16 protein-coding genes and 1 tRNA gene are annotated in these 15,897 nt (G+C 62.3%); 8 read left to right on the forward strand and 9 right to left on the reverse strand.

From position 1 onward, the window contains the following. Position 1: 1 nt before the first annotated feature. The 5 genes from rpsO (at position 2) to GRI97_RS04795 (ending at position 6,352) form a co-directional block, all read left to right on the forward strand. Complete coding sequence (gene rpsO, locus GRI97_RS04775; protein WP_161389951.1) at positions 2 to 271, forward strand: 30S ribosomal protein S15; 270 nt, start codon at positions 2 to 4, stop codon at positions 269 to 271. Positions 272 to 474: 203 nt separating this feature from the next. Continuing rightward, positions 475 to 2,763 (forward strand): polyribonucleotide nucleotidyltransferase, encoded by a 2,289-nt coding sequence (pnp, locus tag GRI97_RS04780; protein ID WP_161389952.1) that lies wholly within the window; start codon positions 475 to 477, stop codon positions 2,761 to 2,763. 298 nt (positions 2,764 to 3,061) lie between these two features. Next, a complete protein-coding gene (locus GRI97_RS04785) occupies positions 3,062 to 3,931 on the forward strand; it encodes an SDR family NAD(P)-dependent oxidoreductase (RefSeq protein ID WP_161389953.1) in 870 nt (289 codons plus the stop codon). Positions 3,932 to 3,996: 65 nt separating this feature from the next. Continuing rightward, positions 3,997 to 4,947 carry an SDR family oxidoreductase gene (locus tag GRI97_RS04790; protein ID WP_161389954.1) on the forward strand — a complete coding sequence of 317 codons (951 nt, stop codon included), beginning with the start codon at positions 3,997 to 3,999 and terminating at the stop codon, positions 4,945 to 4,947. A gap of 37 nt (positions 4,948 to 4,984) precedes the next feature. Beyond that, positions 4,985 to 6,352, forward strand: a complete 1,368-nt coding sequence (locus GRI97_RS04795; protein WP_161389955.1) for an MFS transporter — start codon at positions 4,985 to 4,987, stop codon at positions 6,350 to 6,352. Positions 6,353 to 6,438: 86 nt separating this feature from the next. Here the strand turns inward: GRI97_RS04795 and GRI97_RS04800 are convergent, their stop codons facing one another. Then, complete coding sequence (locus GRI97_RS04800) at positions 6,439 to 7,140, reverse strand: GcrA family cell cycle regulator (RefSeq protein WP_161389956.1); 702 nt, start codon at positions 7,138 to 7,140, stop codon at positions 6,439 to 6,441. A gap of 127 nt (positions 7,141 to 7,267) precedes the next feature. On the opposite strand from GRI97_RS04800, the gene GRI97_RS04805 reads away from it, so the two are divergent. After that, entirely contained in the window at positions 7,268 to 8,170 is a 903-nt protein-coding gene (locus tag GRI97_RS04805) for an ABC transporter permease (protein ID WP_161389957.1), read from the forward strand. A 49-nt stretch (positions 8,171 to 8,219) separates the two neighbouring features. Here GRI97_RS04805 and hspQ read toward each other — a convergent pair whose 3' ends face one another. After that, positions 8,220 to 8,600: a heat shock protein HspQ gene (hspQ, locus tag GRI97_RS04810; RefSeq protein WP_161389958.1), complete on the reverse strand. Its 381-nt coding sequence runs from the start codon at positions 8,598 to 8,600 to the stop codon at positions 8,220 to 8,222. A gap of 209 nt (positions 8,601 to 8,809) precedes the next feature. Here hspQ and GRI97_RS04815 point away from each other — a divergent pair. Further along, positions 8,810 to 8,899: transfer RNA gene (locus tag GRI97_RS04815), tRNA-Ser, on the forward strand. Positions 8,900 to 8,957: 58 nt separating this feature from the next. On the opposite strand, the gene GRI97_RS04820 is transcribed toward GRI97_RS04815, so the two are convergent. Then, on the reverse strand, positions 8,958 to 10,739 hold the full coding sequence (locus GRI97_RS04820; protein ID WP_161389959.1) for an AAA domain-containing protein: 1,782 nt from the start codon (positions 10,737 to 10,739) through the stop codon (positions 8,958 to 8,960). 273 nt (positions 10,740 to 11,012) lie between these two features. Between GRI97_RS04820 and GRI97_RS04825 the strand changes: the two genes are divergently transcribed. After that, complete coding sequence (locus GRI97_RS04825; RefSeq protein WP_202392580.1) at positions 11,013 to 11,993, forward strand: DUF4268 domain-containing protein; 981 nt, start codon at positions 11,013 to 11,015, stop codon at positions 11,991 to 11,993. Here GRI97_RS04825 and GRI97_RS04830 read toward each other — a convergent pair. The 6 genes from GRI97_RS04830 to GRI97_RS04855 form a co-directional block, all read right to left on the reverse strand. Beyond that, a complete protein-coding gene (locus GRI97_RS04830; RefSeq protein ID WP_161389961.1) occupies positions 11,990 to 12,628 on the reverse strand; it encodes a hypothetical protein in 639 nt (212 codons plus the stop codon). The genes GRI97_RS04825 and GRI97_RS04830 overlap by 4 nt on opposite strands. Before the next feature lie 47 nt (positions 12,629 to 12,675). Then, entirely contained in the window at positions 12,676 to 12,882 is a 207-nt protein-coding gene (locus tag GRI97_RS04835; RefSeq protein ID WP_161389962.1) for a hypothetical protein, read from the reverse strand. 5 nt (positions 12,883 to 12,887) lie between these two features. Continuing rightward, the gene (locus GRI97_RS04840; protein ID WP_161389963.1) at positions 12,888 to 13,337 is read right to left on the reverse strand and encodes a hypothetical protein; all 450 of its coding nucleotides are present in this window, start codon (positions 13,335 to 13,337) and stop codon (positions 12,888 to 12,890) included. A 124-nt stretch (positions 13,338 to 13,461) separates the two neighbouring features. After that, positions 13,462 to 13,791 (reverse strand): hypothetical protein, encoded by a 330-nt coding sequence (locus GRI97_RS04845; protein WP_161389964.1) that lies wholly within the window; start codon positions 13,789 to 13,791, stop codon positions 13,462 to 13,464. Positions 13,792 to 13,803: 12 nt separating this feature from the next. Then, on the reverse strand, positions 13,804 to 14,853 hold the full coding sequence (locus GRI97_RS04850; RefSeq protein ID WP_161389965.1) for a hypothetical protein: 1,050 nt from the start codon (positions 14,851 to 14,853) through the stop codon (positions 13,804 to 13,806). A gap of 208 nt (positions 14,854 to 15,061) precedes the next feature. Continuing rightward, a complete protein-coding gene (locus GRI97_RS04855; RefSeq protein ID WP_161389966.1) occupies positions 15,062 to 15,820 on the reverse strand; it encodes a hypothetical protein in 759 nt (252 codons plus the stop codon). Positions 15,821 to 15,897 lie beyond the last annotated feature (77 nt).

Raw genomic sequence — 15,897 nt, forward strand, 5'->3', positions numbered from 1 at the left:
AATGTCGGTTTCACCGGAACAGAAGCAGGAAATCATTGCGGACAACGCCCGTGGCGCGGGCGATACGGGTTCTCCCGAAGTGCAGGTCGCCATTCTGACCCAGCGCATCCGCAACCTGACCGAACACTTCAAGAGCAACCATAAGGACAACCACTCGCGTCGCGGGTTACTGACCATGGTCAACAAGCGCCGCACCCTTCTCGCTTATCTCAAGAAGAAGGATGTTGAGCGTTACAACTCCCTGATCCAGAAGCTGGGTCTGCGGAAGTAAGAATTCAGCGGCGGCTCCCCAAAAGGGAGCCGTTTGCTTTTGCAGCTTAAGCGCGCCGCAGAAAGCAGCGCGATGGAAGGGCAAGGCTCGCAATTCGGCGGGCAGGGCCCTGGGGCCGAAAGTGCCCCACACCGGACCGGGACGGCACCCCGGCAGTAGGCCCCGCCGCGCAATAGGGTGCTGCGGGTGTTCAAGGAAACATGATGTTCGAAACCAAAACCGTATCGGTGGAGTGGGGCGGAAAGACCCTCACGCTGGAAACCGGCCGCGTTGCCCGTCAGGCTGATGGCGCCGTTCTGGCCACCTATGGCGAAACCGTGGTGCTGTGCGCCGTGACTGCCGCCAAATCGGTCAAGGATGGGCAGGATTTCTTCCCGCTCACCGTCCACTATCAGGAAAAATTCTCTGCCGCCGGTCGTATCCCGGGTGGCTTCTTCAAGCGTGAACGCGGCGCGACGGAAAAGGAAACACTGGTTTCCCGCCTGATCGACCGCCCGATCCGCCCGCTGTTCCCGGAAGGGTTCTACAACGAAATCAACGTGATCTGCCAGGTCCTGTCGTATGACGGTGAAACCGATCCCGATATCGTTGCCATGGTTGCGGCCTCTGCCGCGCTGACCATTTCCGGCGTTCCCTTCATGGGCCCGATCGGCGCTGCCCGCGTCGGTTTCCAGGATGGCGAATATCTGCTGAACCCGTCCGCCGCCAAGGTTGCCGAAGGTCGCCTGGACCTGGTCGTCGCCGCGACGCAGGACGCGGTGATGATGGTCGAATCCGAAGCCAAGGAACTGACCGAAGACGAAATGCTGGGCGCAGTGATCTTCGCCCATGAAGAAAGCCGCAAGGTCATCGGTGCAATCATCGATCTGGCCGAAAAGGCTGCCAAGGATCCGTGGGAACTGACCATTGCCGACAATTCGGCGATGAAGGCAGAGATCAAGGGCCTGATCGGCGACGATATCGCCGCCGCCTACAAGCTGACCAACAAGTCGGAACGTTCGGACGCGCTGAATGCCGCCCGCGCGAAGGTGAAGGCGCATTACGAAGGCCAGGACGGCCAGACCGTGATGACCGCCATCAAGCTGACCAAGAAGATCGAAGCGGATGTCGTCCGTACCGCGATCCTCAAGGACGGCCAGCGCATCGACGGCCGCAAGCTGGATCAGGTTCGCCCGATCGAAGCCATGGTCGGCTTCCTGCCCCGCACCCATGGTTCTTCGCTGTTCACGCGCGGTGAAACGCAGGCGATCTGCACCACCACGCTGGGCACCAAGGACGCTGAACAGATGATCGACGGCCTAGACGGCCTGACCTATCAGAACTTCATGCTGCACTATAACTTCCCGCCCTATTCGGTCGGCGAAGTGGGCCGTTTCGGCGCCCCGGGCCGTCGCGAGATCGGCCATGGCAAGCTGGCCTGGCGCGCGCTGCATCCGGTGCTGCCGTCCAAGGCGGATTTCCCCTACACCATCCGTATTCTTAGCGACATCACCGAATCCAACGGTTCGAGCTCGATGGCGACCGTGTGCGGTGGCTGTCTGTCGATGATGGACGCTGGCGTTCCGATTGAACGCCCGGTTTCCGGCATCGCCATGGGCCTTATCCTGGAAGGCAGCGAATTCGCCGTGCTGAGCGACATCCTGGGTGATGAAGATCACCTGGGCGACATGGATTTCAAGGTGGCAGGCACCGAAGCGGGCATCACCAGCCTGCAGATGGACATCAAGATTGCCGGCATCACCAAGGAAATCATGGGCCAGGCCCTGGCGCAGGCCAAGGAAGGCCGTGCGCATATCCTGGGTGAAATGACCAAGGCGCTGGGCTCTGCCCGCACCGAGCTGTCGGCCCATGCTCCGCGCATCGAAACCATCCAGATCGACAAGTCGAAGATCCGCGATGTCATCGGCACGGGCGGCAAGGTCATCCGCGAAATCGTGGCGGAAACCGGCGCGAAGGTCGACATCGACGACGAAGGCGTGATCAAGATCTCGTCCAGCGACATCGCGCAGATCGAAGCGGCCAAGAAGTGGATTCTGGGCATCGTCGAAGAAGCGGAAGTCGGCAAGATCTATGACGGCAAGGTCGTCAACATCGTCGATTTCGGTGCCTTCGTGAACTTCATGGGTGGCAAGGACGGTCTGGTCCATGTGTCGGAAATGAAGAACGAACGCGTTGAAAAGCCGACCGATGTCGTTTCCGAAGGCCAGGAAGTTAAGGTCAAGGTTCTGGAAATCGACAACCGCGGCAAGGTTCGCCTGTCGATGCGCGTTGTCGACCAGGAAACCGGTGCGGAACTGGAAGATACCCGCCCGCCCCGCGAACCGCGTGAACCGCGCGGCGACCGTGGTGATCGCGGCGATCGCCGTGGCCCGCGCAACGATCGCGGTGGTGATCGGGGTCCGCGGCGTGACAGCCGGGGTCCGCGTCGGGACCGGGATGACAATGGCGGTGGCAACCCCGACCATCTTCCGGCATTCCTGAAAGATGACTGATTGAATTGTGTGACCCCCGCAACTATGATGCGGGGGTCATTCAGTTTTTCATGCCAGTTACCTGGTTGGAGAGGCGGGCCGCAGGACTATGTATCCTGCGGCCCGAATTCGTTTCGGGCCCCACCAGAACCCGATCTGGGTACGCGTAGCCACGCCCTGCCACCGCCTGAACACGCGCCACCGCCGCATGGCCGCGCAAGAGCTGCCGAATGGGTGGACGGGCATCCCCGCCTCTGCCAGATTGCCGCCACGCAGCCGGCCAGCGACAGGTTCGCCGGACAAGACGTGGGAGAGATGTGTGCCGATCAGCGATTTCGACGGGAAGATTGCGTTCATCACCGGCGGGGCCAGCGGCATTGGCCTGGGCATCGCCCGCGTGCTTTCCGATCGTGGCGCTCAGGTCGTGCTGGCCGATCTGCGGCAGGATCATATCGACAAGGCCCTGGCCGGATTTGCCGGTGGCGGGCGGTCCAATGCGGTCAGCGCGCTGCAACTGGATGTGACCAATCGCACCGCCTATCGCGAAGCGGCGCAGCGGATGCAGGATGAATTCGGCGGCATCGATATTCTGGTCAACAATGCCGGTGTCGGGCTGGAAGGGCCGATCCTGGAGGCGACCTATGCCGATTATGATTTCGGCTTCGGGGTCAATGTCGGCGGGGTGATCAACGGCTTTGTCGAATTCCTGCCGCAGATGCTGGCGCATGGGCGCGGCGGGCATATCGTTTCCACCGCCAGCCTGGCCGCAGAGGTGGTGATGCCATCGGCCATGGCGATCTATGGCGCGAGCAAGGCGGCGGTGTGCCATTATTGCGAATCGGTGAAGGCGGAACTGGCGGAAAAGGATATCGGCGTGTCGATCCTGCTGCCCGGCCCGGTCAAATCCAACATCCACGAAACCCAGCAGAACCGCCCGGCGCATCTGCTGGAAGGCAGCGGTTACAAGAACAGCGAGGCGAAGCTGGCGCGGCGGATCGTGGGCGACAACTGGATGGAACCCGAAGAGGCCGGCCGACTGGTGGCCGAAGGCATCTTGGCCAATTCCACCTACATCGTGACCCACGGCTTCTACAAACCGGCAATGGCCGCCCGGGCAGAGGCGGTGCTGGCCGCCACACCGGACCAGGCGGAAGAAGCGCCCGATTTCGGCCAATTCCGGGACGAATAGGTTCCGGGACGAATAGTTCCGACAATGGACGCCACCACCACAAGGCGGGGCGATGGGAGAGAGCAATGGATGATCTGAACGGCAAGGTGGCCTTCATCACCGGTGGGGCCAGCGGTATTGGCCTGGGTATGGCGCGCGCGTTTTTGGAACAGGGCATGAAAGTGTCGCTGGCCGACTGGAACGAAAAACATATCGATCAGGCGCGCGATTTGCTGGCCGGCAACAATGCCGTGCATTTCGTGAAGGCCAATGTGGCCGATCGCGACAATCTGCGCGCGGCGGTGGAGGAAACCCTGGCCGCCTTCGGCAAGATCCACGTGCTGTGCAACAATGCCGGGGTGAATGGCGGCGGGACGGCCGCATCGGAGGATTTCGGCGATTGGGACCGGGCGCTGGCCGTCAATCTGGGCGGGGTGGTGAATGGCACCAAGATCGTGGCCCCGATCATCCGCGCGCAGGGGGAGGGCGGGCATATCGTCAACACCAGTTCGATGGCCGGCGTGGTGCCGCTGCCGGGGCTGGCCGCCTATTCCACCGCGAAATATGCCGTGCGCGGTTTTTCGGAAAGCCTGCGCATCCAGCTGGCGCCCAAGGGCATTGGCGTATCCTGCCTGTTCCCCGGCGCCACCCGCACCGCGCTGGTGCCGCTGCCCGAAGATGACCCGGAGAATATCCGCGAGGAAGGCGCGCCGCAGTTCCTGAAGGATCTGTGGGATGCGATGCGCGCGGCGATCGATCCGCTGGAAACCGGGCGCATGGTGGTGGACGCGATTCTGGCCAACCGGTTCTACATCTTCACCAACAATGAATTCCTGGACGAGGTGAAGCAGCGCCACCGCGAGATCGAGGAGGCCTTCCCGCAGGAAGTGGCCCCGGCAGGGCGGTTGAAGTTCGAGAATATGCGGGCCGAAATGGTTCGCGATCTGATGGCGCCGGGCAATCGCCCCGTGCCGCTGGAAAGCGCGGAAGACATGGCGCTGGACCTTGGATCGCAATCGCCGGCCGGTGGACAATGATGCAGCGCCGTCAGGGGCTGCGAAGAGAGGATCGATAATGGCAGTGACATTCAGCGACGCCGTCTCGCGTCGCCCCATGGGCATGTTCCAGTGGGTGACGGTGGCGGTGTGCATGCTGGTGCTGGTGTGCGACGGCGTGGACATGCAGTTGCTGGGGCTGGTGGCGCCGACGATCATCGAAGACTGGGGCATCGATCGCGGCAGTTTCGGCATTGCGATGAGCGCGGCGCTGGTCGGCATGGCGATCGGCGCCTGGGCCGGCGGCTGGCTGGGGGACCGCATCGGCCGGCGCTACTCGCTGGCGCTGGCGGCGGTTTCGTTCGGGCTGGCGACCATTGTGGCGAGCACGGCCGGCAATGTCTGGATCATGGCGTTCTGGCGCGTGCTGGGTGGGTTGGGCTTTGGCGCGGCCTATTCCAACGCGCTGGCCATGGGCAGCGAATGGCTGCCGGAAAAATGGCGCCCGCTGGCGATCACCACCCTGTCCGTCGGCACACCGGCGGGCGGTTCGGTGGCGGCGGCGCTGGCGCCGGGGCTGATCGCGGAACATGGCTGGCAGGGCACCTTCGTGATCTTCGGCGTGGCCACCCTGCTGCTGCTGGTGCTGATCCTGGGCGTGCTGCGCGACAGTCCGTCCTTCCTGCTCGGCAAGGGCAAGGTGGCAGCGGCGCAGGCCGCCGCGCGCAATGTGCTGAAAGAAGATGTCGAACTGCGGCCGGAAGAGCAGGGCGGCGCCCATGGCGGCACGGATGGCGGAAAGGCAATCGGCGTGCTGCACCGGAGCAATCTGCGCCTGAATGTCGGGGTGGGCATTTCCTTCACCGCGCTGACCATGTGTGCCTATGGCATCCTCAATTGGTCGACGACGCTGCTGACATCGGTCGGCTTTGCCTTTGACCAGGCGTCCTATGCCGTCTCGATCGCCGGCATGACATCGATCGCCGGGGCCATCGGTGCGGGCGTGCTGACCCGCTGGCTGGGATCGCGCAAGGTGATGGCCGGGGTCTGCGTGACCTTGATCGCAACCTATGCGGTGCTTGCCGTGGTGCTGGAGGCGATGCCGGTGGCGCCGGACGCCGCCTATCGCGCGATGATCGTGGCGCTGATCGGACTGGCCGCAGCGATTTTCAGCACCGGGATTGCCACCACTTATGTGATCATCGCCATGGGCTATCCGCTGTCATGCCGTTCCGCCGGGGTCGGCTTCGGCATTTTCATGAGCCGGGTAGGCGCGATTGCGGCCAGTGGGTTCGGCGGCGCGCTGATCGAAATGGGGCAGGGCAGCACCATCCCCTTCTTCGCGGTGCTGGGCGTCAGCGCGGCGCTGGTATCGACGGCGGTGTTCGTGATCGACCGCCATGTGCCGCCGGCGGGCGCAGCGGGGAAGCTGGCGGAGGCGACCTGACCGTCCACTCGCTCCCGGTATGAGGCGCAAAGAAAAGGGGCGCGTTCCGGGTGGAACGCGCCCCTTTTCTCAGCTTGAGGCCGGGATCAGCGCACGCGCGGACCGCCGAAAGGCAGCGGCGGCGGGGGACGGCGGACGCCGCGCGGCAGCTGGGCCTGATAGGCGCGGCCGCAATGTTCGACGCAATAGGGGAAGCCGGGGTTCACCTTTTCCCCACAGAAATGGAAATCCGCTTCGCCCGGGTGGCCCATCGGCCAGCGGCAGACGCGATCGCTGAGATCGAGCAGGCTGGTCTTGTCGGCAATGTCCGGGCTCGGCTTGGCCGGCACGAGCCGGCGCGGCGGGGCCGGGGGAATCGGGGCCTGCTGATCGCCGGGGCCCTGACGCAGGAAGCCGCCCGGACCGACCGAAACGATCTTGGGCGTGTTGGCCGCCGGTGCCGCCGGTGCGGCATCCGCAGCCGGAGCAGCGGCCACAGGGGCGGGCGCTTCGCGGCGCGGTGCGGGTGCAGGGGCCGGAGCGGGCTCAGGCGCGGGGGCCGGCTTGGGCTTGGCCACCGCTTCTGCTGGCTTAGCCTCGGTTTCCTTGGGCTTGGCAGCGGCGGCAGGCTTGGCCTTCTTTTCGCCGGTCTTGACCGGGGAGGGGCGCGCCTTGAGTTCAAGGCGGTGGGCCTTGCCGATCACCGCGTTGCGCGACACGCCGCCAAGCTCTTCAGCGATCTGGCTGGCGGTGGCGCCGCCTTCCCACATCCTGGTCAAGATGGCGATGCGTTCTTCGGTCCAGCTCATCTGCAATCCATACTTTCTGACGGCCAGAATCCCCGGCCGGAATTTCGTAAACCTCGCCTATAGCAGGGCGGGGCGCGCAGGGCACAAAAACTTGCCAGCGCCATTGGGGGCAGATAGGCGGCGCAGCATGGCCGATCAAGCCCAAGCCGCAGCAGCGCCCACGAACGAGACAGCAATCATGCCCGCAGAACACAATGCACCGGCGCGCCGGGCCTTTCCGGCCAAGGGTGCCCCGCTGATCACGGGGATCAACCGGATCGGTTTGTGGAGCCTGTACCGCAAGGAAGTGCGCCGTTTCATGAAGGTGCAGACGCAGACGGTGTGGGCCCCGGCGGTGACCACCCTGCTGTTTCTGGTGATCTTTTCCGTGGCCATGGGCCGCAGCGGGCGGGAAGTGCTGGGCGTGCCCTTCGCCACCTTCGCCGCGCCCGGGCTGATCATGATGGGCATGATGCAGAATGCCTTCGCCAATTCCAGCTTCACCCTGCTGACCGGCAAGCTGCAGGGCACGATTATCGACGTGTTGATGCCGCCGCTGTCATCGGCCGAGCTGATGATGGGCATCGTGGCCGCCGCCGTGACCCGCGCGGTGATGGTGGGCGGGGCGGTGGCGCTGGCCATGCTGCTGTGGCCGGGCGTGAGCGTGGCCGTGGCACACCCCTGGGCGGTGGTGTGGTTCGGCCTGATGGGATCGATGCTGCTGGCGCTGATGGGACTGATCACCAGCATGTGGGCGGAAAAGTTCGACCATGCGGCAGCGGTGACCAATTTCGTGGTTGCGCCGCTCTCCCTGCTTTCCGGCACATTCTATGTGATCGATCATCTGAGCCCGCTGTTCCAGACGATCAGCCGGTCCAACCCGTTCTTCTACATGATTTCCGGCTTCCGCTTCGGCTTCCTGGGCGAAAGCGACATCGGCAACAGCAATCACGCCGTGATCGGCGCGGCGATCGGCGTGGGGGTGCTGAATCTGGTGATCGGGCTGATCGCCTATCGCCTGGTCAAGACCGGCTGGAAGCTGAAGAGCTGAGGCCGACAGGCAGGCCGGAAACCGGGGGCGGCGGGGCCGCCCCGGGATATCAATGCGTCAGGCTGCGCAGCAGGCGATAACGGCCGCTGGCGAATTCTTCGAACAGCTGGCCCAGCCCCGGGTGATCGACCGGGCCGCCATCGCCATCATCCTGCAGGTTTTCCTGGCTGACATAGGCGACGTAGGAGCTTTCCTCATTCTCCGCCATCAGGTGGTAGAACGGCTGTTCCCGGCGCGGGCGCAGATCCTCTGGAATGGCTTCATACCATTCATCGCTGTTGGCGAAGACGGGATCGATATCGAACACCACGCCGCGGAAACCGAACTTGCGATGCCGCACCACATCCCCGATCGCAAAACGCGCCCGGGAGTGGAGGGGGGCCTCTATCTGGCGGCCGGCCTGGGCAGAATAGAAATGTGCACGATCCATATGCTGGCCAATATATACCGCTGTGACATAACGACAAGCGCCCGCCGTGTACCGCAGGGCACAGTGATGCGCCAAAGCCACGTTTGCGGGCCAGAAATGTGCCCGGGCGGTGGCAAAATCGCATATTCAGGGCTTGGCAAGCGCAACACCATGGGCTAACCGCCCGCTTCTTCGACCGACCGGCAAGCCCGGCTCGCAACTCGCTTCGCGGAGAGGTGGCAGAGTGGTCGATCGCGCCGCACTCGAAATGCGGTTTACGGGTGACCGTAACGTGGGTTCGAATCCCACCCTCTCCGCCATGAGTTGTCTGAGCGATTGTGGCTCCTAAATCTTTCGGGAAAGCATAAGGCTACACAACTAGCGGAAGGTGAACGGCTCGGCGTAATTCCCTGCGGTCTGCCATAGCTTGGCGGCGATGCCGTGCATCTGCTTCATAGCTGGCTTTTTCAAGTCGTTCGCGTGATAGGGGATCACGACATGCGCCTTCGCGCGCGAGATCGCGACATTAATGATCCTGTCGCCTTCTGTCCCGTTGAAGAAAGTGCTCGACGCATCCACCGGGTCGAAAATGACCAATGTCCGCTCGCTACCTTGCGCACGATGCACCGTGCTCACATTCACCTGCCCGTGATCGCGGCGGAGCATCGATCTCAGCAACGCCACCTGTGCCCGGTAAGGCGTGAGGACCACGATGTCCTTTGCGTCCACATAGGAACCGGCAAGTTCATCAAGCGCGGCGAGCACGAGCTTCGCTGACTCGAACCGGATGAAGCCGCCATATTTCGCCGAGAATGTCGCTTCCTCATGCACGGGATCAAAACAGACCCTCGGCACTTCACGCCCGTTGACGAAGAAGGGCGAACGGCTCGCCCGCCATCCCTCATCGCGGCTGGCCTTCTTGCAGACCAGCAGATCGCCGCCATAGAATGTCGTCCCGACGATGTGGCAGATAGCCTGCGCCATACGCGATTGCTCATTCAGTCGCGCGGTTTTCACATGGGCGAATACATCGAAGGCAGTGCGGGTAAGAGCCCCCCGAACAGCCGCGCTGTCCGATCTGGCGATGGGGGAAAGCTGCTGGGGATCGCCCGCGAAGATGGTTTGCGCGCCCAGCGCGGCCATCATCATCGCGGCGGGGCCGAGCACCTGTGAGGCTTCATCGCAGAGCACGAACGGGAAGCGTGGGTTTTGCAGGCAGTGGTGCCAGCGCACCGCCGTCGCGACGGTGACGCCGACGACGCGTGCGGAAGCGGCGGTCGTCTCGATGTCCGCACTGAGATTTTGACGGGCGGCATCCATCCGGCCTTTCCATTTCACATAGTCGGCGATCTTCGCCTTGGGCGGCTCGGAGGCTTCGAGCACCAGATACTCGTTGACCTTCTCTGCGATCCCCGGTGCTAGCAGATGTGGTCGATCGACATATTTGCGCGGATCGAAGTGCGCGCCGATCCGCTTCATCTGCGCTGCCAGATCATGCCTGCCGATCCGCTGTAGCCAGTCGTCGATCGAGAGGATCGCTGTATCCACGGCGACATTGGTCGGCCCGACGACGAGGATGCGGGCCTTGGGGAAGCGGCGCAGCAGATAGGCGGCGATGGCCCCGATCGTATAGCTCTTGCCGGTACCGGGAGGGCCAATCACGATGGAGCATCGATAGGCGGTGTTCTGGACGGCCTCAATCTGTCGTTTTCGCAGGTTCGCGAAGTCAGGCGGAAGGGGCCTGATCTCCTGTATGGGATCGACATCCAGCTTCGACTGCTTGAGCGCTTTGGCGGCTCGATCCGCCATCGGCCCCTGCCACATCTCGATCAGCGGGCCGAGGAAGTCGTTGAGGAAGACCCACGCGGTCTCACCCTCCTTGGGTGCGGCTCCTTCCAGCGGTTGCACCACCACCCGGTCGTTGTCGACATCGACCAACTTGATGATCCCGCCGAACTCAAGCTCGCGGCCCCAGCGGATGCGACCGCCCTCCAGCCCCTCGTCCAGCGGCACCTTCTTTCGCGCAGCCCCTGGCTTCATTGACAGAACTATGAACTCGTCCGCCCATTCGGCTGAATTCACAGTGAAGGGCGCTCCTTGAAGTGTTAGTGCACGTTCTCTCGTTAGCGCCTCAATGATGCCGGTGCGGGTAATCCCCATTTCTTCCCCCATTATTTATTATATAAGTGAGGGTTTAATTGTAATTTTGCAACAAGGTAATATGACTAGAAAAGGCATTCTGTTCTTTTGAAGAATGTTTAAAATCAGGTGCTTATGTGACATTCGGTGGTTGTAATTGGAATTACGTTTTTTGAACTGAACTCTTGGTGCGTTGCCTGCCATCACTCACCCCTACCGTTCCACTGGAAATGTGGCACAAAGTCGGGAAGGCACGACGAGGGACGAATGAACTCATACAATCTCGGAAAGCTGATGAAGATTGAGCTTCGCGATATCTGGATCAGTGAATCATCTGACTTCACACCTTGGCTGGCGCGGGATGAAAATCTTCTTACCCTTGGTGAGACGCTAGGCCTTGAACTTGAGCTGGAAGCGCAAGAGCGCGCCGTTGGGCCGTTCCGAGCTGATATCTTGTGTAAGGACATTGGTACCAACGCTTGGGTGCTAATCGAGAACCAGCTTGAGCGCACCGACCATACCCACCTTGGACAATTGCTCACCTACGCTTCGGGCCTTGAGGCCGTCACCATCGTGTGGATTGCCGCCCGGTTTACAGAGGAACATCGTTCCACGCTCGATTGGCTTAACCGCATCACTGACGAGACTTTCCGGTTCTTCGGCGTGGAGGTGGAGCTTTGGCGGATCGGGGACTCACCAGCCGCACCCCGGTTCAATATCGTATCCAAGCCGAACAATTGGGCTAAGATGGTAACGCAAGCCGCCCGCGCGATCGACGAGGCGGAGCTTACCGGAACCAAGGCCCTCCAACTTGCCTATTGGGGCGGGCTGGGAGCGTCGCTCATGGCGAAAGGCGGGCCGTTCTCGACAGAGCGCAAGCCACAACCGCAGTCGTGGATGTCGTACAAGATTGGACGCAGCGGCTTCAGCGTGAATGCTTCCATGTCGCGACCGAAGCGGCAGGTGAGGGCCGAGCTGTATATGTCTCACCCCAACGCCAAGCCTTGGTTTCATCTGCTCCGTGCTCAAAAAGAAGCGATTGAGGCAGAGCTTGGTTATTTGCTTGATTGGGAAGAGCTACCGGAAGGCAAGGACACCCGGATTTCCACGCCGCTCAACGACATTGACCCGGAGGACCAAATGGATTGGCCTCGCCAACACGAATGGCTCACCGCCCGCATGAACGAGTTTTACCGGGTGTTTGTGCATCGAGTGAAGGCGCTCGACGCGAATGCGTGGAGGCCGGAAGCCGATACTGGCGCCGATGTGCTCTAAAGCTGACTCGCGGCGCTGGCGTAGCGATGTTGGAAGTTCACATTGAGGCAGTCGATGCCGGCATGGAACACGAGGTTCACGTTGATGCCATCGCTAGACAGCCACTCCGCAGTGGAGAAGGAATCTGGCGACTCGTCCATCTCCACTTCCGCGCCATATCGAAGCCGAAGCGCGTTTGAGATATCGCGGAAATCTCCAAGTGTTGGCCCCCCATTGGTTGCGATTGTCACCTGTGTCAGTGTCCCACCCTTGAAGTAAAACTCCACGGAGTAGTCGTGCGAACCAAGCTTCAGGTGTGGGATCGACAAATCCGCTGTGGACCCGTCGTGGAGCTTGTCGGCTTTGACGCTGCTTCGCACTTCGGGGCGCACAGCCTTCACCTCAGCGGCCGTCATACCGTAGCGAACATTTTGCCACAGGACCGGACCAAGCTGCGTCAAACGCGTTTCATCGGGGATGGTCGGTGCCAATGCTGTCGCTGGCGATGACGAAGACACAGGTTGATCGGGCTTGGCGGCCCCCGATGTCCCCTTCTTGAACAGACCAAACACCATGGCTTCAACCCTCGCAATTCCAATCAGCCGTTTACGCTCCCGTTCTTCGAGCTTTCTGCCATTTATCGGGATCGACGCCAAGCGGAGTCGGTGCATGCTGGCGAGCAAGATATGCGCGCGGTGCTGGATCACGCTCTGGCCGAGGTGGTCACGGAATAACCGAATTGGCAGTAGTCGGCGTCGCCGAGTTGGCTCTTGCCATCGAATTTTTCGCCCACAGGAACAGCACCGCTGTCAGAATAGAAAAGTCGAACACCTCCCTCACACCTCCTATCTAAACCATCAGGGCGAACAACGATGTAAGCAAAGAGCTGGTCAATCAGCTCTCTACCCATCGCCCTCAAGTCCCAGATAACACCCCCACATACTCGCCATCCACTGTTTCAATGGCGGGGGCGAAGTCGCCATGCTGGGTGGATTCGAAGATGATCAGCACGGCGATCCGGCCATCGCCATAATAGGCGGCATCGCTCACCTCGATCTGACAGGGCAGCAAATTCTGCCAGATGGCGTCCGGCGCTGATCCCAGATCGGCCGGCAGCAGCCCGCTTTCCTCATGAACGGCGACCATCTCCGCGCTGGCAGCCGCCCTGATGTTGGCAGCTTCCGCCAGCACGCGCGCGAGGGCGGCGGTCTGGGAAGGAGTGGGGCCGTCGCTGGTGGCGCGCAGGATCAGCGGGAAGGGGCCGCCGAATGCGGGCAGATCCAGCGATCCTTCCCAGTAATGGCTGCCATATCGCAGGGTGCCGAAGGTGGGCCAGTCGGCGGTCGGGCGGTTAGACGGGGGCATGGCTAGCCCCTGCCGCAATGGCGCCACACGAGAACTGTCCCTGATTTTCGTGTCTCATCCAAAGGGTGCACTTCACTTGATTCTTCGGATCTTCTAGATCCCCTGCCGAAGAGCGTAGCTGGACTCACTCGCGACTACAGGTTGAGTATCGTGTCCCCGGAACGTCAAGCCAGACCTCGAACCGATGAGAGGTGACGTCACCATTGTCGATCCGCTCCAGCAGGTCCAGACTGGCCGTCATCGTCTCGGGCGCCCACAGGCCGCCCCGTTCCAGCACGATCGCTTCCAGGCCGTGGCGCGCATAGGCCTTGCCGCCCAGGCCGGTTTTTCGCAGGGGCTGCGGTTCCTGAACCAGCAAGGTGTCGATGACCGCGATCTCGAACGGGCCGTATGCCTGTCGCTTGATGCCAAGCGCGCCGATCCCGTCGCCAGAGCTGCCCGAAAGTTTCAGCATTCGCGTCGCACCTCAGGCCTTTTCGACGCGCAGCGTTTCGGGATCAAGCGCGACGGCGACGACGTCCGCCGGGGCGATCGGCTGGGCGCCGATCTCGCCGCACATCTTCAGATAGGCGGGCCAGAACACATCGTCCTGCGTGAAGGGCAGGACCTCGTTCGGCATCGGGCCGTCAAGATAGCTCTCGACATGCACCGGAGACAGCCCGAGGGCGATGCGGCGCATGTTGACGGACCGGATGTCGTAATCGTTAAGCAACAGAAAGTCGTCAACGATGTAGACCCGCTTGCCCATGGGTTCATCCTTGATGAAGGTCGTGCCGAGGTTCATGTCGCGAACGGCCTGCAAGGCATTGCGCACCTTCGCGGGGTCAGGATCGTCCCAGACCTGCGCCAGCATCCAGTATGGTCCGAGGCTGTCTGCATCCGGATCATAGCCATGCCTGCGCCACAGATCCAGGTCCACCGTGGTCATGGTCGTGAACCATGCGGGCTTCTGGACCAGATAGGGGTTCGAATGTTCGTTGACCCATGCGCCGGGGTTGGGATTGCCGAACTTGACGTCCAGATTGGCACTGCTTTCTTCGCGATAGCCGGTCCAGATATCACGCGCGAAGAAGGCGGCGTGATCGATCCAGCCCGCCGCCTGCCATGTGGGAACAAGCATCCCAAGAACGAGCGACATATTGTAGTTGCTGCCGATCTTTACCCCGGTGCCACGCTTTTTGACGACGAGATCCGACATCATCAGCAACACCGAGGCGCGATACGCGGTCGTCAGTGTCTTGTCCGACGCGGCGCATTGCAGCGTGAAACGCAGATCGATGCCGATCGCGGAAAAAGCCTGCCCCGCACCGATCGCATTGGGCGCGTCCCCGCGCATGTAGCGATCCACCTTGCCGATGTAATGCGCCACGTCCTCGCGGCTCTGCTCTCCTGCGGCAAGCGAGCAAAGCGACGCGGCATGATCGTCGACGCGTTTCTGTTCGAGCATCCTCGACCGACATTCCCCAAGTGGCATGTTGATTGTGGTAAGGTTTGCTTGAATTTGACCGAGTGACAAGCCTTTTCCACCCCGCGCGACCTCTGCGGTCGCGCGGGCTGCTGGGACAGGATGGACCAGACCGGGAAGCCGCCGAGTCCTGGCCCGGGGGCGGTGTTTTTCAGCGCAGCGGGCAGACCTTCCCAGTAATGGCTGCCATATCGCAGGGTGCCGAAGGTGGGCCAGTTTGCGGTCGGGCGGTTGGAAAGCGGCATCTGTGTCTCGGGCGTCAGCGGCGGAAGGCGGTGGGGCCGTGTTGGCGCAGCAGCTGTTTCAGCGATAGCGGGCCGCCCATGCCGGTGTAATCGGCCAGCGCGGCGGGGGTGAGGATGCTGCAGGTGGCGGCCTGTTCGTCGGTTGCGATATCCTCCTGCGCCAGGCCATCGGGCAGGCGCAGCAGCCAGGCCTGGCCGTTGTCATCCTCCTCGACGAGGATCGGAGTGGTGGTGGGGGTGGTGATGGTCCAATGGCTGGGCTCGGCCTCGCCCTGCCGGATCTGCGCGAACAGCGCGCCCTGGGCGCCGCCGGTGTGGAGCGGGAAATCGGCCATCACCGTGACCGGGGCGGCAAGGGTGCCGGTGCAGCGAAGGCGCCCGGTCGATCCCTCCTGACCCAGCACCACGCCCGAGACGCGGAGATCGCCCCGGACCATCAGTTCGAATTGCTGGGTGAGAAAGATGTTGGTCGCCGCCAGATCGCCGGTCACCAGCAGATAGCCGGGCGTGCCGACATCCCATTGTTCGACATCCAGATCGCCCGCGATGGTCAGATTGCCATCGACGATGATCATGTCGGCTGTGGGATCGATGAAGCTGTTGGTGTCGAACGCAAGGCCGGGCAGCGTCAGATCGCCCTGATGGAGCAGCACGCGGATGCGGTCGGGCGCGCGCCAGACGATGGCCGGGCTGACATTGGGCGCGAGGCCGCTGGCATGATCGAACAGGCCGTCGCGGGCAAGCTCTTCAAAATCCACTGTCTGCCAGGTCACCCATGCTCTCCCTGTGTTTGCGATCATTATAGGCAAGAGCGGATACCGATCCAATTGCATCGGATCGCCGCTCTATT

The sequence above is a fragment of the Croceibacterium xixiisoli genome, from assembly GCF_009827305.1.
GTDB classification, from domain to species: Bacteria; Pseudomonadota; Alphaproteobacteria; order Sphingomonadales; family Sphingomonadaceae; genus Croceibacterium_C; species Croceibacterium_C xixiisoli.